The sequence below is a fragment of the Streptomyces sp. NPDC085937 genome, assembly GCF_044540535.1.
In the GTDB taxonomy this organism is placed as follows: domain Bacteria; phylum Actinomycetota; class Actinomycetes; order Streptomycetales; family Streptomycetaceae; genus Streptomyces.
On the sequence record NZ_JBITSH010000006.1, the window covers coordinates 273,009 to 290,008 of the forward strand.

The 17,000-nt window shown below is 73.4% G+C and carries 18 protein-coding genes; 10 read left to right on the forward strand and 8 right to left on the reverse strand.

Translation table 11 applies throughout. The features are described 5' to 3' along the window. Positions 1 to 63: 63 nt before the first annotated feature. Positions 64 to 987, forward strand: coding sequence for a sirohydrochlorin chelatase (locus tag ACIF8S_RS15895; protein WP_399999708.1), 924 nt, complete (start codon positions 64 to 66; stop codon positions 985 to 987). A gap of 636 nt (positions 988 to 1,623) precedes the next feature. Here the strand turns inward: ACIF8S_RS15895 and ACIF8S_RS15900 are convergent. Continuing rightward, on the reverse strand, positions 1,624 to 3,111 hold the full coding sequence (locus tag ACIF8S_RS15900; protein WP_399999709.1) for an FUSC family protein: 1,488 nt from the start codon (positions 3,109 to 3,111) through the stop codon (positions 1,624 to 1,626). 202 nt (positions 3,112 to 3,313) lie between these two features. Between ACIF8S_RS15900 and ACIF8S_RS15905 the strand changes: the two genes are divergently transcribed. The 3 genes from ACIF8S_RS15905 (at position 3,314) to ACIF8S_RS15915 (ending at position 5,381) form a co-directional block, all read left to right on the forward strand. Further along, entirely contained in the window at positions 3,314 to 3,790 is a 477-nt protein-coding gene (locus ACIF8S_RS15905; RefSeq protein ID WP_399999710.1) for an Lrp/AsnC family transcriptional regulator, read from the forward strand. 19 nt (positions 3,791 to 3,809) lie between these two features. Next, complete coding sequence (locus ACIF8S_RS15910) at positions 3,810 to 4,505, forward strand: HAD family hydrolase (protein ID WP_399999711.1); 696 nt, start codon at positions 3,810 to 3,812, stop codon at positions 4,503 to 4,505. A gap of 126 nt (positions 4,506 to 4,631) precedes the next feature. Next, on the forward strand, positions 4,632 to 5,381 hold the full coding sequence (locus tag ACIF8S_RS15915) for a DUF4142 domain-containing protein (RefSeq protein WP_399999712.1): 750 nt from the start codon (positions 4,632 to 4,634) through the stop codon (positions 5,379 to 5,381). A gap of 18 nt (positions 5,382 to 5,399) precedes the next feature. Here ACIF8S_RS15915 and ACIF8S_RS15920 read toward each other — a convergent pair whose 3' ends face one another. Then, positions 5,400 to 6,170 carry a LysR family substrate-binding domain-containing protein gene (locus tag ACIF8S_RS15920; RefSeq protein ID WP_399999713.1) on the reverse strand — a complete coding sequence of 257 codons (771 nt, stop codon included), beginning with the start codon at positions 6,168 to 6,170 and terminating at the stop codon, positions 5,400 to 5,402. A 58-nt stretch (positions 6,171 to 6,228) separates the two neighbouring features. Between ACIF8S_RS15920 and ACIF8S_RS15925 the strand changes: the two genes are divergently transcribed. Together ACIF8S_RS15925 and ACIF8S_RS15930 are read left to right on the forward strand one after the other, a co-directional pair. Further along, entirely contained in the window at positions 6,229 to 6,621 is a 393-nt protein-coding gene (locus ACIF8S_RS15925) for a DUF5997 family protein (protein ID WP_349799558.1), read from the forward strand. 198 nt (positions 6,622 to 6,819) lie between these two features. Next, positions 6,820 to 7,308: a hypothetical protein gene (locus ACIF8S_RS15930; protein WP_024884983.1), complete on the forward strand. Its 489-nt coding sequence runs from the start codon at positions 6,820 to 6,822 to the stop codon at positions 7,306 to 7,308. On the opposite strand, the gene ACIF8S_RS15935 is transcribed toward ACIF8S_RS15930, so the two are convergent. Continuing rightward, the gene (locus tag ACIF8S_RS15935) at positions 7,274 to 7,600 is read right to left on the reverse strand and encodes a hypothetical protein (protein WP_399999714.1); all 327 of its coding nucleotides are present in this window, start codon (positions 7,598 to 7,600) and stop codon (positions 7,274 to 7,276) included. The genes ACIF8S_RS15930 and ACIF8S_RS15935 overlap by 35 nt on opposite strands. 180 nt (positions 7,601 to 7,780) lie before the next feature. Here ACIF8S_RS15935 and ACIF8S_RS15940 point away from each other — a divergent pair, with 180 nt between their 5' ends. Then, positions 7,781 to 8,863 carry a MerR family transcriptional regulator gene (locus ACIF8S_RS15940; RefSeq protein ID WP_399999715.1) on the forward strand — a complete coding sequence of 361 codons (1,083 nt, stop codon included), beginning with the start codon at positions 7,781 to 7,783 and terminating at the stop codon, positions 8,861 to 8,863. Between the two features lie 75 nt (positions 8,864 to 8,938). On the opposite strand, the gene ACIF8S_RS15945 is transcribed toward ACIF8S_RS15940, so the two are convergent. Then, positions 8,939 to 10,186: a cation:proton antiporter gene (locus ACIF8S_RS15945; RefSeq protein WP_349799566.1), complete on the reverse strand. Its 1,248-nt coding sequence runs from the start codon at positions 10,184 to 10,186 to the stop codon at positions 8,939 to 8,941. 4 nt (positions 10,187 to 10,190) lie between these two features. Further along, the gene (locus tag ACIF8S_RS15950) at positions 10,191 to 10,661 is read right to left on the reverse strand and encodes a cation:proton antiporter regulatory subunit (RefSeq protein ID WP_037722747.1); all 471 of its coding nucleotides are present in this window, start codon (positions 10,659 to 10,661) and stop codon (positions 10,191 to 10,193) included. A 304-nt stretch (positions 10,662 to 10,965) separates the two neighbouring features. On the opposite strand from ACIF8S_RS15950, the gene ACIF8S_RS15955 reads away from it, so the two are divergent. Beyond that, positions 10,966 to 11,802: a universal stress protein gene (locus ACIF8S_RS15955; protein ID WP_399999716.1), complete on the forward strand. Its 837-nt coding sequence runs from the start codon at positions 10,966 to 10,968 to the stop codon at positions 11,800 to 11,802. 149 nt (positions 11,803 to 11,951) lie between these two features. Here ACIF8S_RS15955 and ACIF8S_RS15960 read toward each other — a convergent pair whose 3' ends face one another. After that, positions 11,952 to 12,374 (reverse strand): secondary thiamine-phosphate synthase enzyme YjbQ, encoded by a 423-nt coding sequence (locus ACIF8S_RS15960; RefSeq protein ID WP_399999717.1) that lies wholly within the window; start codon positions 12,372 to 12,374, stop codon positions 11,952 to 11,954. Positions 12,375 to 12,466: 92 nt separating this feature from the next. Here ACIF8S_RS15960 and ACIF8S_RS15965 point away from each other — a divergent pair, with 92 nt between their 5' ends. Beyond that, positions 12,467 to 13,534 carry an NAD(P)-binding domain-containing protein gene (locus tag ACIF8S_RS15965; RefSeq protein WP_399999718.1) on the forward strand — a complete coding sequence of 356 codons (1,068 nt, stop codon included), beginning with the start codon at positions 12,467 to 12,469 and terminating at the stop codon, positions 13,532 to 13,534. Positions 13,535 to 13,541: 7 nt separating this feature from the next. Here ACIF8S_RS15965 and mltG read toward each other — a convergent pair whose 3' ends face one another. Together mltG and ACIF8S_RS15975 are read right to left on the reverse strand one after the other, a co-directional pair. After that, entirely contained in the window at positions 13,542 to 14,399 is an 858-nt protein-coding gene (gene mltG, locus ACIF8S_RS15970; RefSeq protein WP_399999719.1) for an endolytic transglycosylase MltG, read from the reverse strand. A 43-nt stretch (positions 14,400 to 14,442) separates the two neighbouring features. Then, entirely contained in the window at positions 14,443 to 16,245 is a 1,803-nt protein-coding gene (locus ACIF8S_RS15975; RefSeq protein WP_399999720.1) for an ABC transporter ATP-binding protein, read from the reverse strand. 219 nt (positions 16,246 to 16,464) lie between these two features. On the opposite strand from ACIF8S_RS15975, the gene ACIF8S_RS15980 reads away from it, so the two are divergent. Further along, complete coding sequence (locus ACIF8S_RS15980; RefSeq protein WP_399999721.1) at positions 16,465 to 16,971, forward strand: MarR family winged helix-turn-helix transcriptional regulator; 507 nt, start codon at positions 16,465 to 16,467, stop codon at positions 16,969 to 16,971. Positions 16,972 to 17,000 lie beyond the last annotated feature (29 nt).

Genomic DNA, 17,000 nt, shown 5'->3' on the forward strand with positions numbered 1-17,000 from the left:
GATACCGCTCACCTGCACCCTCCCCGAACAGGGGAGCCCGGGAAGCCACTAACATGCCGCAACATGAGCACCCCCACTGGGCCCGCGTCCGGCCTGCCCGTACGAATGCCGCGCCCCCGCCAGCCCGGACGGCACCGCCGTCCCGAACCCCTGGTGGCTCCCGAGGACGCGCCCGCGCTCGTCCTCGCCGTGCCGGGTACGCCCAGTAGTGCCACCCGCTCGCTCGCCGACGAGGTCGTGAGCATCGCACGTTCCGAGCTGCCCGGTCTCGACGCCCGGATCGGCCACCTCGACGGCGGCGACGAGGAGTACCCCTCGCTGACGTCCGTCCTGGCGCGCGCGGCCGAGGAGCGCACCGCCCGTTTCGAGCAGGCGCGCGCCGCCGGCTCGGACGTCAAGGAGCCCGACGGCCCGGTCGCCGTCGTCGTCCCGCTGCTCGCCGGCCCGGACAGCGCGCTGCTGCGCCAGATCCGTCAGGCCGTGATGGACAGCCGGGTCGCCGCCGAGCTGACCGATGTGCTGGGCCCGCACCCGCTGCTCGCCGAGGCGCTGCACGTGCGGCTGTCCGAGGCGGGTCTGGCGCGTGCCGACCGCGCCCGGCTGTTCACCGTGGCGACCGCCGCCGATGGCATCATCCTCGCGTCCGTGGGCGGCGACGAGGCGGTGCAGGCGGCCGGTATCACCGGCATGCTGCTCGCCGCGCGCCTCGCCGTGCCGGTGATGGCCGCGGCCCTCGACCAGGAGGGCTCCATCGCCTCCGTGGCCGAGCAGCTGCGCAACGCCGGTTCGCAGCAGCTGGCGCTGGCGCCGTACCTGATCGGCCCGGAGATCGACGCCTCGCTGGTCGAGGAGGCCGCGAAGGAGGCGGGCTGCCCCGCGTCCGAGGCGCTGGGCCCGTACCCGGCGATCGGCAAGCTGGCCCTCGCCAAGTACACGACCGCCCTGGGCATCGCCCCGCAGCAGGCCCAGAGCACGCCGGCCCGCTGACGCCAGAGTTATCCCGCAGGACGCCGAGAGGGCCCGCTCCGAACAACCGGAGCGGGCCCTTCGACGTACGCGGCGCGGGGGTGCGCGCGGCGCTCGGCCACGGCACGTCACGCCCCGACGGCCGGACCCCGTGATGCGGCCGACCCGCCGGCGCTGGGCGGTAAGAGCCTCGTGAGCACGGGGCCGGCTCGTGGCCGGGCAGGCCTCCCCCGGGGAGCCGGTGCCACCGGCCGCAGGCGCACGTGTCCGGACTGCGCGCGCCACCCGGGTCAGAAGGCGGCGTCGGCCGGTCGCGGACGTCTCGGACCGTGCCTGGCGCCGTACGACTACGGCGGCACCCCACTGAAGCGGTCGCCCGGCTCTCACCGTGACGAGTACGCGTGGCCCGACGGCGGTGCACAGGGGCGAGGCTCGACCGAGCGCTCGGTTGCGCCCGCCGTCCGCGAGCGAGGCCGAATCCGGCGCGTTAGGTCTGCGAGCCAAGCCGGGTGCGGCACCCGCGGCGGGCCGACTCGGGCGGCGCTCCGCCGGCCACCGGCGTGCCGCCCGAGTCGGGCTCCGCCGGGCTGCACAGGCGTGCCGGCCGACGGCAGTGTGGCCCAGGCCCCATGGAAGCGGGCCGGTGGGGCGGGCGGGTCAGGTGCCTACGAGGGGGGAGCCCGGTGGGGTGCGGAGGGGGGTGGAGAGTTCGGCGAGGGCACGTTCCAGGCTGTGGAGGTGGGCCAGGGCCGGTTCCGTCGCGGGCGGGGCCGTGCGGACCTCGATGTCCCGGCCGCCCGTGAGGGCCTCGACGGCCGCCTCCACGCGCCAGCAGGCCGCCGCCAGGCGGGCGTCGTGCGAGGCCTCCGGGTCGCCGGCGACGGCGACGAGGCCGCGGATCTCCCGGGCGCAGTCGTCGAGCAGGGCGAGCACCCGGCGCGCCCGCCGCTTGCGGCCGAGCATGGGGTTGAGCGGGTGCACGAGCGGCGCCACCGACAGGCGTACCCGGGCGAGGAGCTGCTCCAGCTCCGTGACCGTGGGCGCCGGGTCGGCGTCCGGTGCACCGGCCAGCCGTGCGGCCGTCTGCGCGGTGCAGGCGTGGACGCAGCGCAGCGCCCGCTGGATCCAGGCGTCGGTGACGCTGTGGGTGGACACCGGCAGCACGAACACCACCGCCAGGGCGGCACCCAGCGCACCGACGCCGGTCTCCACCATCCGCAGGCCCAGCAGGGCCGGCGTGAGTACACCGAGGAGGCCGTAGAGCATGGCGGCGAGCACCGTCACCCAGAGCATCATCCACGTGTACGAGACGGCCGCCGTGTAGAAGATGCCGAAGACGGAGACGGCGACGACCAGGGCCGTAACCGGTCCGTCGCCGTGCGCGGGGACGGCGACGAGCAGCGCGAGTCCGGCGCCGACGACCGTGCCCAGCACCCGGCGGAAGCCGCGCACCAGGGTTTCGCCGCGCGAGGTGGTGTTGACGAAGACCCACCAGGTGGCGCCCACCGCCCAGTACCAGCGTTCCCCGGACACCAGCTGGCCCATGAGCAGGGCGAAGCCGGAGCCGGCGGTCGCCTGGACCGCCTGGCGGGTGGTGATGCGGGCCAGCCCCGTACCGCCGGGCGGTGCCGGCACGGCCGCCGGGGGCAGCCGGCGCTCGTAGCACCACAGCCCGAACCGCACCGCCGCCGCCATCCCCACGGACAGCAGCATGGAGACGCACAGCTCGGGGAGCTGGGCGGTGTCGGGGTGCAGGAACTGCGCCGCGAAGTAGGTCATGAAGGCGAAGACGCCCAGGCTGTGCCCACGGGGTCCCCAGCGCCTGGCGTACACGCCCAGCCCGACCACGGCGAGGAAGGCGAGGTCGCGGGCGACCGGCTGGTCCTGGAGCAGCGCGGCGGCGGCGAGCACGGGCAGGCCGGCGGCGGGCAGCAGCGCCGTGGTGACGGCCTGCCCGCGGACGGTCGCGTCGGTGACGGTGAACAGGGCGAGGAGCGCGGCCAGCCCGCCGGTGATCGCGCCGGTGAGCGAGTGCCCGGCGAGGCCGCAGACGACGACGGCCAGCCCGATGCCGAGCACGGCCCGCGCCGCGAATCGCAGCCGGATCCGGCCCGGATCCGGAGCCATGAACACCTTCTTCAGCACCTACCGCCCCCTGGGATTCGTACGACATGTGTCGTGGCACGAAAAAGGCGCCGCGGGTCCGCAGCGCCATCGACACACCCATATCAGCATCCTTGCCGCCACTGGCTCAACCGACTCCCGATGGACTGAGCCGTTGGTACAGTCGTTCCGGCATCTCTACGGCCACCTCCGTGCCAATGGCCGACTCCGGAGCGACGACCTCGTGGCCGTGGACGAACTGGACACCCGCATCCTGCGGCTGCTGCTGGAGCAGCCGCGCACCAGCGTGCGCGAGTACGCCCGGATCCTGGGCGTCGCGCGCGGCACGCTCCAGGCGCGGCTGGACCGCATGGAGCGCGAGGGCGTGATCACCGGCACCGGTCCGGCCCTCTCCCCCGCCGCGCTGGGCCACCCCGTGCTGGCGTTCGTCCACATCGAGGTCACCCAGGGGCACCTCGACGAGGTGGGGGACGCACTGGCTGCCGTGCCGGAGATCGTGGAGGCGTTCTCGATCACCGGGGGCGGCGACCTGCTGACCCGGGTGGTGGCCCGCGACAACGCCCACCTGGAGGACGTGATCCAGAAGCTGATCGGACTGCCCGGCGTGGTCCGCACCCGCAGCGAGGTGGCACTGCGGGAACGCGTCCCGTACCGGCTGCTGCCGCTGGTCGAGTCGATCGGCCGGACGGCACGGAAGTAGCCCCTGCCATGCTGGACCCATGAGCGCACTCGGCACCCTCGCGGTCGTCTTCGATCTCGACGGAACACTCGTGGACAGCGAGCCGAACTACTTCGAGGCGGGCCGCCGGACGCTCGCCGAGTACGGCGTCCCGGACTTCTCCTGGGCGGAGCACGAGCGCTACGTCGGCATCAGCACCCGCGAGACGATCACCGACTGGCGCAGCCGGTACGGACTGTCCGCGACGGTGGACGAGCTGGTCGCGGTGAAGAACCGCCACTACCTCGAACTGGCCCGCACGAAGACGGACGTGTTCCCGCAGATGCGCGCCTTCGTGGAGCGGCTGGCGGGCGAGGGTGTCCCGCTGGCCGTGGCGTCGGGTTCGTCGGCCGAGGCGATCGACGCGATCCTCTCCGGCACCGGCCTGGACGCGTATCTGCGCACCGTCGTCTCGGCCGACGAGGTCCCCCACGGCAAACCGGCCCCGGACGTCTTCCTGGAGGCGGCGCGCAGGCTCGGCGCGCAGCCCGCGGACTGCGTGGTGGTCGAGGACGCGGCCCCGGGCGCGGCGGCGGCGCACGCGGCCGGGATGCGCTGCATCGCCGTCCCCTACGTCGCCGCGCAGGCGGAGACGCCCGAGTTCGCCACGGCCGGTCTGCTCCTGCGCGGCGGCCAGGCCGAGTTCACTGCGTTGGCCGCGCTCGACTGGCTGGCCGCATGGGACCGACGCCCCTGACGCGTCCGGGCGGTGCCCCGGCCGCGTCGCTCCGACGCGGCCGAAAATTGTTTCCGGAACGGTGATTGTTACGCGCTCTCCGTCCGTACTTCCTGGTGTTGGGCCGTTCTTATCCCAGGAGGCACGATGCGCATCTCGCGCAGCACGGCAGGAACCGCGTTCGTGGGCGGAGCCATGATCCTCACCCTCACCGCGCTGGCCTATCCCACCATGCTGGGCGTACAGACCACTTCCACCAAGCCGGACCGGGTGGTCGCCAACACCAACTACGGCCCGCTGACCGAGGCGGACCGTGACTTCGTGGTGAAGGTGCGCGCGGCCGGACTGTGGGAGCACCCCCTGGGGCTGCTGGCGATGGAGCGGGGTACGACGCCCGAGATGAAGGAGGCGGGCGAGCACCTGGTCGTCGGCCACGGCCGGCTGGACGCCAGCTGCCGCAGAATCGCCCTGGAGCTCGGAATCACGCTGCCGAACCAGGCGTCACCGCAACAGCAGGGCTTCGTGGAGACGGTCAAGGCCACGAACGGCAAGGAGTTCGACTCCACGGCGGTGAACATCATGCGGGTGACCCACGGGCAGATCTTCCCCGCCATCGCCAACATCCGGGCCAACACCCGCAACACGCTGATCCGGCAGCTCGCGGACCAGGCCAACGACACCGTGCTCGACCACATCACGGTGCTGGAGAAGACGGGGCTGGTCAATCACGAGCAGGTCAACTTCCAGCAGACCAGCCCGCCGAAGATGCCCAGGGAGCAGGTGACCCCGCCGGCGCCGCAGGCGGGAGCGCCGGTGCTGTCCCTGCCGATCCCCAAGGAGCTGGAGGACCTCAACACGGCTTCCCCGGCGCCGTCGCCGTCCCCGACGGTGCGGTAGGGCGGTCGCGGACCACGGTCAGGACCTGCGGCGCGGCTTGCCCCGCCGCGGGTTCTTCGCCGTGCCGCCGGTTCCCGCCCGGCGGCCCCGTCCGCCGGCCCCGGCGGGCGGCTGCCGGCGACGGCCCTCGCCAGCCCGGTCGGCGCCTTCGCGCTTCTTCTCCGGCGCCGGCTGCGGCCGGCGGCCGCGGGTGCTGTTGACGGTCCGGCCGCGCACGATCCCGATGAAGTCCTCCACCAGGTCCGTGGTCTCCCCCTCCGGCCAGGACAGCGCCACACTCGACGCGGGAGCCTCCTCCAGCGGGCGGTGGGCGAGGTCCTTGCGGTGGTGCAGCCGGGCAAGCGACAGCGGCACGACGAGCACGCCGATCCCGGCCGCGACCAGCTCGACCGCGTCGGCCGTGGTGGCGGGGCGCTCCAGGGCGGGCCGCCCGGGCAGGGTCTCCCAGTCGAGCACGTCGTCGAGCGGGTGCAGCACGATGTCGTCCGCGAGATCCGCCAGGGTCACCGAGTCGGCCGCGGTGACCAGGTGGTCCTTGGGGACCACCACCACCGTCTGCTCGGTGTAGAGGGGGATGGCGCTGAGCACGCTCCGGTCGACGGGGAGCCGGACGAGGCCCGCGTCGGCGCCGCCGTCCAACAGCAGCCCCTGCGCCGTGCCGACGGGCACCTGGGTGAGGGTCAGCGGGACGTCGGGCTGCCGCTCGTTCCAGACGCGCACCCATTTGTCGGGCATCACACCGGGTACGTACACGAGCCGGAACGAGGGGGACACTTCCGAGCCTGTCACCTGGCCAGGTTACCGGCCGTGGTCGGTGGCCGTGCACACGCTCGATACCCTGGACGCCATGACGCAGCACCAGAGCACCCAGACGATGAAGCCCGCGACCGCGGCGAAGAAACTGGGTGTGTACCTCGAGGCCACCCCCGCCGAGTTCCAGGAGGGTGTCGTCTCACGTGCGGAACTGAACGCGCTCCAGACCGATCCGCCGCAGTGGCTGCGCGACCTCCGGCGTGACGGACCGCACCCGCGCCCCGTGGTCGCGGCCAAGCTGGGCGTCTCCATCTCCGGTCTGGCGCGCGGCGGAGTGACCGAGCCGCTGACCACCGAGCAGATCGAGGCGCTGAAGCAGGAGCGCCCCGAGTGGCTGGAGCGTGAGCGCGCCACCCAGGCCGAGGTCCGCAAGGAGACGGCCCGGCTCAAGAAGCGCGACGCGGAGCGCGCGGAGCAGGACGACTGACGTCCCGCCGAGACCCTCGGACACCCCCGGCCGGTTCCCGGTCCCGGGGGTGTTTCCGTCCCGTCCCGGGCGGCCGCCCGCGTGCCCGCCGTGAACGTCGATCCGCTCCACCCCTTCCGATGGATAGAAATATCTACGAACATATGGCGCTACCGCACGCGCCCGGAGCGGCGCGGCCGACCGTGCCCGGGGTGGGACATGCACAGCGTCAGGTGGAAGCAGGCCGTCGAGTGGCTGGCCGCGGCCGCCACGGACCCGCAGGAATGCAAGCGCCAGTGGGACCGCGGCCAGGGGACGGCGCTGCTCGCGGCGGGCCGCTACTGGGACGTGCTGAGCGTGCCCGACCGTCTCGGGCTGCTGGCCCTGGACCTGCTGTGGCAGGATCCGCTCGAACTGCCCGGCCCCACGCTGGTGGACGTCACGGCACGCCGCGTGGGGTTCTTCCTGCCACCCGACCCCGGGAGCGAGTGGGTGGGGTTCGGCGTGCGGCACGTGAGCCGGGGCTCGTGGGTGGCCGTGCCGCCTCCGTACCGGCCCGCCGGACGCCTCGAGTGGCTGGTCCCGCCGGACGGCAACGGCACCCTGCACGCGGCGGAGCCGCTGGAGCGGGCGCTGCGCCGGGCGACCGGCACGCTCGCGGTGCTCGCCCCGGTCAGCGCGGATCCGGCGGTGGCGGACCGTTGGTGACGTCCGGCCGCGGCCCCTCTTCCCCGGGAGCCTCCGGGGACAGCAGCGGGACGGGGATACGGAACGGCACGGCGGGCACCGGGGCGCGGTCGCCCGGGGTCTCGGCTGCGAACGAGGCCCACATCCCGTCCCGGTGCCCCGGGACCGTGTGGCCCTTCGCCCGCCATTCCGCGACGAGTTCCGCGTAGATCGGTGTGTTCGCCACGTGACCGCCGGTCAGTCGCGCGTACGGCCGGGTCCGGCTCACGGCGTCGTGCCCGAGAAGGCGCCGCGCCGTCTCAGTGCTGTCCATGCAGGGGCAACGCGCCGCCGCGCGCCGGTGGTACGCCGTGGGTTCCACCTCCGCCCGTGCGGGTGACACCGTCACCCGTGCGGCCGTACGTGCCGTGGCGGGCCCCCCGCAGGGGTGCGCCTGGCGGGGTTTGACCCTCGACCTTGTCGAGGCAGCAGGGTCCGGGGTGTGGAGAGCGAAATGCGCAGCATTGGTGAGATGGCCCGCGACAGCGGGCTGGGCGTCAGCGCCCTGCGGTTCTACGACCGTGCCGGTGTCCTGGTGCCCGACCGGGTCGACCCGGTCACGGGCTACCGCTGGTACGCGCCGGAGCAGCTCGGCGAGGCACGGGTGCTGGCCCGGTTGCGCCGGGCCGGCATGCCGCTGGCGGACATCCGGCTGGTCCTGGCCGGCTGGACGGCCGCCGACACCGATCTCGTACGACAGCTCCTGGAGGCGCATCTGCGCCGGCTGGAGGACGGGCTGTCGTCCGCCCGCGCCGAGTTCTCCGCGCTCCGAGCCCTACTCGACGACAGGGAGAACCCCATGACCTCACCCCACGCCGGCACCGCCGTCCGGCTGTCCGTCTCCGGCCCCGGGCTGTCCACCGCGCTGGACACGGTCCGCTTCGCGGCCGGCACCGACCCGGAACTGCCGGTGCTCGCCGGCGTCCATCTCGACGCGGAGGGTGACGCCCTGAGTGTGGTGGCGACGGACCGGTACCGGATGGCCGTGGCCCGCACCGCCGCCGAGGGACATCGAGGAGAGCGGGTGCGGGCGACCGTGCCGCTCCCCCTCGTCGACGCGATGCGGGCGCTGCTGGACGGCACGGACGAGGCCCGCCTCCTGCTGGACGGCGGCCGCGTGACTCTGGAGGCGGGCGACCGGCAGACCGGCGGCCGGTGTCTGGACCAGGACTTCCCCGACTACCGCCGGCTGGTGCGGCTGCCGGCCGGACGGCGTGCCGAGGTGGACGTGCCGGCCCTCACCGAGGCGGTGCGCACGGGTCCCGTCCGGCTGCACGAGGACGAGGGGAACGCGGTGAGCCGTGAGCTGACGGTGCTGGAGGTGTCGGACGGCGGACGGGTCGCCCCGGTCCCGGAGGGGGCGGACGCCAAGGACCCCGTCGCCGTGAACCGGGCGTTCCTGCTGGACGCGCTGGCCGCGGGAGCCCGCGACCGGCTGGTCCTGGAGTTCGGCGCCCCCACGGCGCCGCTCGCGATCCGCCGGCCCGACGACGAGCACGCCTTCTCCCTGCTGATGCCGGTGCGCCTGGCCGACTGAGCCCCCGCGACGCGCGTCGGCCCGGGCAGTCCCTCGCGGGGCTGTCCGGGCCGGTGGTGCGGGTGCGGTGCGGGGTCAGCGGTCGCGGCCGCTGTCCTCCATCGGCTCCAGCGTCTCCGCGGCGGGCGTCGAGCGCTGGGCCAGCATCGTGTCGGGCGGGGTCGTGCCGCGCCCGGCCAGGCGCAGCGCGATCGGCTCCGTGTAGCGGGCGGTGAGCGGACCGAGCACGACCAGGACCAGGACGTACGCCGTGGCCAGCGGGCCGAGCTGGGGCTCGATGCCGGCGGTGACCGCGAGGCCGGCGATGACGATGGAGAACTCGCCGCGCGCCACCAGGGTGCCGCCCGCGCGCCAGCGGCCCTTCTGCGAGATGCCGGCCCGGCGGGCCGCCCAGTAGCCGGTGGCGATCTTCGTGAGCGCGGTGACCACGGCCAGGCCGAGCGCCGGGAGGATGACCGGCGGGATGGACTGCGGGTCGGTGTGCAGGCCGAAGAAGACGAAGAACACCGCGGCGAACAGGTCGCGCAGCGGCGCCAGCAGGTTGTGCGCGCCCTCGGCGACCTCACCGGACAGGGCGATGCCGACGAGGAACGCGCCCACGGCGGCCGACACCTGGAGCTGCTGGGCGAGACCGGCGACCAGCAGGGTCAGGCCGAGCACGACGAGCAGCAGCTTCTCGGGGTCGTCGCTGGAGACGAAGCGGGAGATCACGCGGCCGTAGCGGACGGCGACGAAGAGCACGAGCCCGGCGACGCCCAGCGCGATGGCGAGGGTGACGCTGCCCGCGGCGAGGCTGACGCCGGCCAGCAGCGCGGTGATGATCGGCAGGTAGACGGCCATCGCCAGGTCCTCGAGAACCAGGATGCTGAGGATGACCGGAGTCTCTCTGTTGCCGAGCCGGCCGAGGTCGCCGAGGACCTTGGCGATGACGCCGGACGAGGAGATCCAGGTGACGCCCGCCAGCACCACGGCGGCGACCGGCCCCCAGCCCATGAGCAGGGCGAGGGCGGCGCCGGGCAGGGCGTTGAGCGTCATGTCGACGAGACCGGCGGGGTACTGCGTCTTGAGGTTGGAGACGAGGTCGGTGGCCGTGTACTCGAGGCCGAGCATGAGCAGCAGCAGGATGACGCCGATCTCGGCGCCGATCGCCACGAACTCCTCGCTGGCGCCGAGCGGCAGCAGACCGCCCTCGCCGAACGCGAGGCCGGCCAGCAGGTACAGGGGGATGGGCGAGAACTGGAGGCGTCCGGCGAGGCGGCCGAGCAGGCCGAGGCCCAGGATGATCGCGCCGAACTCGATGAGGAAGATCGCGGAAGAGTGCACGCGCTCACTCCCGCCCGAGGATCTCGGCGGCGGCGTCGACGCCCTCGCGCGTGCCGATCACGATCAGGGTGTCCCCGCCGGCCAGCCGGAAGTCCGGCGGCGGGGAGGGGATGGCCTCCGCCCTGCGCAGCACGGCCACGATCGACACTCCCGTGTCGGTACGCATCCGGGTCTCGCCCAGCAGCCGCCCGTTCCAGTAGGAGACGGAGGACAGCTCGATACGCTCGGCGACCAGCCCCAGGTCCGTGGTGTGCAGCAGGTTCGGGCTGTGGTGGGCCGGCATCAGCGCGTCGATCAGCGCGGCCGACTCGGCGGTGCTCAGCCGCATCGAGCGGGCGCAGGCGTCCGGGTCGTCGGAGCGGTACACGTTGACCGTCCGGGCACCGTCGCGGTGCGCGATGACGGACAGGTGCTCGTGCTCACGCGTGGTGAGATCGTATTTCACACCGATGCCCGGCAGCGGTGTCGCGCTCATCCGTGGAGCAGGCACAGCCCGTCCCCTTCCCGTTCTTCTCATGTCGTCCGACGCGTGGGGCTCAACGGACCGTCGCACGGCACCGGGTTGCGACCCTCACCGACGTAATGGTGCCATCCCGCCAATCGGCCGGAACATGGGTGTTGCCACGGATGGACAGCCCCGGGAGCCACGGCAAGGATCTCGGAGGACTACGTGTTGTCCCAGGTCAGCGGGGCGCTCCGGACAATCGACCGGAAAACGGACGCGTACCGGGCGTCCGGCGGGGGTACTCGGTGGCACCTTCCGGGGACGGGAGTGTGTGGTGGACGACACGGTGATCGTCGGGGTGGACGGCTCGCCCTCCAGCCTCGACGCCGTCGACATGGCGGCTGAGGAAGCACGGCTGCGCGGTGCGCGCCTGCGGATCGTGCACGCGTTCGCACGCTCCGCGGACCTGGATCCGATGATCCACGGGGTACTGGCCGAGGCCGAGCAGCGGGTTCACGAGCGCCTTCCGGAACTGGAGGTCGTGCGCACGGTGGTGTCCGGTGAGGCGCTGACCGTACTGCGGGCCGAGGCGCGGCACGCGGTGCTGACCGTACTGGGCCGCCGTGGCCGGAGCGCGTTCCGCGAACTGCTGCTGGGGTCGACGGCCCTGCAGATGGCGACGCACGCGCACGGCCCGGTGATGGTGGTGCGCGGGCGGCCCGAACCCCCAGGTCCCGTTCTGCTGGCCGTGGACGGCTCGCCCGCCGGGAACGCCGCCGCGTCCTTCGCCTTCACGGAGGCGGAGCTGCGTGGGGCGCCGCTGATGGCGATGCACGTCTGGAACACCTGGACCGAGCCCACCCCGTACGAGAGTCCAGCCGATCCGCTGAGCGTGGTGGTGGACCTCCCCCAGCTCGAACGCCGGCACCGGCAGCTGCTGGAGGAGGCGGTGAAGCCCTGGATGGACGCGCATCCGGGGGTCCTCGTCCAGCCGCGCCTCGAACGGGCCCGGGTGCGGCCCGCCCTGCTGGCGGCGACGCGTGAGGCGCAACTGGTGGTGGCCGGGGCGCGCGGTCACGGCGGTGTCGCCGGGATGCTGCTGGGCTCGGTCAGCCAGGCGCTGCTGCACCATGCGGACTGCCCGGTCACCGTGGTGCGGTCCCTGGGCTGAGGCCCGGTCGGCCGAGGAGGCCGAGCGCTGACGGGAGGCACCGCGTCCCGGCGGCTACTTCCGGGTGACGTCGGCGCAGTGGACGTCCTTGTCCGGCAGGTGGCCGGTGGCGGCCGGAGATCGCCCCCGCGGTCACGGACGTCGCGGAACTACCCGAGGAACGACAGTCGGACCTGCCGGTCGGGGTTGTCGCTGTTGGTGTCGACCAGGCACACCGACTGCCAGGTGCCCAGTTCCAGGCGGCCGTTGATCACGGGGAGCGTGGCGTGCGGCGGGACGAAGGCGGGGAGGACGTGGTCGCGGCCGTGGCCGGGGCTGCCGTGGCGGTGCTGCCAGCGGTCGTCGGCGGGGAGCAGGGTGTGCAGCGCGGACAGCAGGTCGTCGTCGCTGCCGGCGCCGGTCTCGATGATCGCGATGCCGGCGGTGGCGTGCGGGACGAAGACGTTGAGCAGGCCGTCCCGGCCGGCCGCGGCCTCCCGCAGGAAGGCCTCGCAGTCGCGGGTGATGTCGACGACCCGCTCGACGGAGCCGGTGGTGAGGGTCAGGACTCGGGTGGTGAAGGCATCGGACATGTGCTCCATCCTGACGCACCGCACGTGCTTCCCGGCGGAGCACGCCTGGGAAGATCCACGACACCCGCCGCGTTGGTAGAAACGTGAACAACATGCGCGAGGTCGAGGTGGTCGTCACGGGCGCCGGTCAGGCCGGGCTGTCGAGCGCCTATCACCTGCGGCGGTCCGGCTGGGAGCCGGACCGCGACTTCGTGGTGCTGGACCACTCCCCCGGCCCCGGCGGGGCCTGGCAGTTCCGCTGGCCCTCCCTGACGTACGGCAAGGTGCACGGGATGCACGCGCTGCCCGGCATGGAACTCACCGACGCCGATCCGCTGCGGCCGTCCTCCGAGGTGATCAGCGCCTACTTCGACCGTTACGAGCGCACGTTCGACCTGCGGGTGCGCCGGCCCGTGGACGTGCACGCGGTCCGTGAGGGTTCCGGCGGCCGGCTGCTGGTGGAGACCTCGCACGGCACCTGGGCGACCCGGGCGCTGATCAACGCGACCGGCACCTGGGACCGCCCGTTCTGGCCCCGCTACCCGGGTCAGGAGACCTTCCGCGGACGGCAGTTGCACACCGCGCAGTACCCGGGGCCCGAGGCGTTCGCCGGGCTGCGGGTGGTCGTGGTGGGCGGCGGTGCCTCCGGCACCCAGCACCTGCTGGAGATCGCCCCCTACGCGGCGGCCACCACCTGGGTGACCCGGCGGCCGCCGGTCTGGCGCGAGGAGCCCTTCGACGAGAACGCCGGCCGTGAGGCCGTGGCGCTCGTCGAGGAACGGGTACGGCAGGGGCTCCCGCCGCGCAGCGTCGTCTCCGTGACGGGACTGCCGCTGAACGACGCGATCCGGCGGGGCCTGGCGGACGGCGTGCTCGACCGGCAGCCGATGTTCGACCGCATCGAGCCCGACGGCGTGGTGTGGGCGGACGGGCGCGGGGTGGCGGCGGACGTGATCCTGTGGGCGACCGGGTTCCGGCCCGCCGTCGACCATCTGGCCCCGCTGCGGCTGCGGGAGCCGGGCGGCGGGATCCGCGTGGAGGGCACCCGGGCGGTCGCCGACCCGCGGATCCATCTCGTCGGGTACGGGCCCTCGGCCAGCACCATCGGCGCCAACCGCGCGGGGCGCGCGGCGGTGCGGGAGATCAGGCGGCTGCTGGCCGAGGAGCCGGCCGCGGCGTGAGCGGCGGCTACGCCGGGGAGGGCTGCGCGGACTTCTCGGCGGACTTCTTCCGCTCGGCGTCGGCCTCGGCCACGTCGCGCTGGTGCTGGGCGAAGTCCGCGGTGAAGCGGGTGTCCCCCGGCCGCACCGTGACGAAGTACAGCCAGTCGCCCGGGGCGGGGGTGATGGCGGCGCGCACGGCGTCCTCGCCCGGGTTGGCGATCGGGGTCGGCGGCAGCCCCATGCGCCGGTAGGAGTTGTAGGGGCTGTCGACTTCGGTGTCGGCGCGGGTGGTGCTCCCGGCGGCGCGGTTCAGGGCGTAGCCGACGGTGGAGTCCATCTGCAGCGGCATCCCGCGCTCCAGCCGGTTGAAGATCACCCGGGCCACCTTGCCCATGTCGGCCTTGGTGGCGGCCTCCGCCTGGACGATGCTGGCGACGGTGACCGCCTGGTAGACGTTCATCGCGTTGCGCTGCGCGCCGGCCGCGACGGGGGCGCCGTTGAACTCCTTGTTGGCGGTCCCGACCATGCGGGCCAGCAGCTTCTGCGGCGTGGTGTTGTCCGCGAGCGGGTACGTGGCCGGGAAGAGGTACCCCTCGGGATTGCCGTCGGCCTCGTTCGGCAGCTTCAGGTCCGCCTTGGCGAGGGACTTCCTGGTGGTGCCGGCGGGCAGTTCGAGGGTCTTGTCGATGGCGGCGTACACCTGGCTCGCCCGCCATCCCGCGGGGACCACCAGGGTGGTCGGGCGGGGCTCCTCGTCGCCGTTCATGATCAGCAGCGGCACCGCCACGGCGGTGCCGGCAACCACGGCCCCGAGTGTCGCCAGGGCGAAACGGCCGCGTCGCGTCAGTCGGATCGATTTCCGTGACGGAGTGTTCGTCTGCATGCGGGCACGGTAACCCGCATACCGCCCCAAAACCGGCATATCTTCATCTTGTCGGCTCCAGTCGGGCGTCCCTGCGCACGAGGGCCGCGTAACGCCCGTCGCGCTCCAGCAGCTCCTCGTGGGTGCCCCGTTCGGCCACGCGGCCGGAGTCGAGGACGACGATCTGGCCGGCGCCCCGGACGGTGGACAGCCGGTGGGCGATGGTGATCGTGGTGCGGTCGGCCGACAGCGCGTCGATGGCCGCCTGCACCGCCGCCTCGGTACGGGTGTCCAGCGCGCTGGTGGCCTCGTCGAGCACCAGCACCGGAGGGTCGCGCAGGATGGTCCGGGCGATCGCCAGGCGCTGCTTCTCACCGCCGGAGAAGCGGTGGCCGCGCTCACCGACGACGGTGTCGTACCCGTCGGGCAGTGCGGCGATGTGGTCGTGGATCTGGGCGGCCTTCGCCGCCGCGTGCAGCTCCTCGTCGGTGGCGTCCGGCTTGGCGAAGCGCAGGTTGTCCGCGACCGTGGCGTGGAAGAGGTACGTCTCCTGCGAGACGACGCCCACCGCGCGGGCCAGGGTGTCGAAGTCCAGGTCGCGGACGTCGACGCCGTCGAGGGTGACCCGGCCGCCCGTGACGTCGTACAGCCTGGGGACGAGGTGGCCGAGGGTGGACTTGCCGGCGCCGGTCGGGCCGACGACGGCGAGGCTTCCGCCCGGCGGGACGGTGAGGTCGATGCCGTCGAGCACCGGGCCGCCCTTGCCGTCGTAGCCGAACGAGACCTTCTCGAAGCGGACCTCGCCCTTGACCCGGTCGAGGCGCACCGGGTCGGCGCGCTCGGTGATGTCGACGGGCAGGTCGAGGTACTCGAAGATGCGCTGGAAGAGGGCGAGCGATGTCTGGATCTGCACGCCCGTGGACAGCAGGCTCACCGCCGGGCGGAACAGGCCCTGCTGGAGCGAGACGAAGGCGACGATCGTGCCGATCGACACCTCGGGGCCTCCCGAGTGCAGGGCGAGGCCGGCCGTCCAGTAGATGACCGCGGGCATGGCGGCCATGACGATCGTGATGACCGCCATCCGCCAGCGGCCGGCCATGTTCGACCGCACCTCCAGGTCGACCAGGCGCTCGGACTCCTCCGCGAAGGCGGCGGTGAGGGAGTCGGAGCGGCCCATCGTGCGGCCGAGCAGGATGCCGCTGACCGAGAGCGACTCGGTGACCGTGGCCGCCATCGCGGCCATCTGCTTCTGGCGCCGGGTGGTGATCTTCCTGCGTTCGTTGCCGACGCGGCGGCTGATCCACACGAAGACCGGCAGCAGGACCAGCGAGACCACCGTCAGCCGCCAGTCGAGCGCGAGCATCGCCACCACGGTGGCGACCACGCTGGTGAGGTTGGAGACCAGGGAGGTCGCCGTCGAGGTGACGGTGGCCTGCATGCCGCCGATGTCGTTGGCGATGCGGGACTGGACCTCGCCGGTGCGGGTGCGGGTGAAGAAGGCGAGCGACATGCGCTGCAGCCGGCCGTAGACGGCGGTGCGCAGGTCGTGCATGACGCGCTGGCCCACGGTCGTCGAGATAAGGGTCTGCAGCACCCCGAACACACTGGTGAGCACCGCGCTGAGGATCATGCCGAGCGCGAGCAGGCTGAGCAGGCCGGTGCGGCCCTGGGGCAGGGCGACGTCGAGGATCGCCTTCAGCAGGAAGGGTGTGGCGACGGAGACGAGCGAGGCCGCTCCGACGAGCAGTCCGACGATCGCGAGGCGGCCACGGTAGGGGCGGAACAGTCTCAGGATGCGCCGCACCTGCCGGGGTTCCTTCTCGGCTCCGGCGGGTGGGGTCCAGGCGGGTACGTGGTCGGGGTGCATGGTCTCCTTCGGGCCGGATCCGGGGGCCGGGGCGGCCCCGCCGGTGGGCGGATTCTGCGGGCGGGCTTGGCGAACTCTGCGGGCGGGCTCTGCGAACTGTGCGGGCGGACGGGGTCCCGGGAACGGCCCGGATCCAGTGTGCGGGCCGGGCCCTGGAAGCGGACCCCGCTCATTGTTACCTATATTCACAATGAACGGCGTCCTGATATTGTTCCGGGCATGACCGCCCCCGACCCCGACGGCCTGCTGGCCGAGCAGTTGCTCCGGCTCACCCGCCGGGTGCACCGCATCCAGAAGCGGCATCTGGAGCGGCGCGAGCTCGGCATCACTCCTGCCCAGTCCCGGCTGCTGCGCACCCTCGCGCACTACGGGTCGCCGCCGCGCATGGCCGACCTCGCGGAGCGGCTGGAGGTGGTGCCCCGCGCCGTCACCACCCTGGTCGACGGGCTGGAGGCGCACGGCAAGGTGCGGCGGGTCCCCGATCCGGCCAACCGGCGGGTGATCCGCATCGAGCTCACCGACGACGGGCGCGCGGCGCTGCGGGAACTGCGCGCGGTGCGCCGCGCGGCCGCGGAGGAGATCCTCGCCCCGCTGGGCGAGCGGGAGCGGGAGCTGCTCGGCGAGCTGATGAACACCCTGGTGGACGGCCCGGCCGCACCGCCCTGCGCGGAGGGGCCGGCCGGGCCCCCCGCGCAGGGCGGGCCGGCGAGGCCGGCTGACGCCTGAGGGACACGGGCCGGTGGCCGGGAAAAACC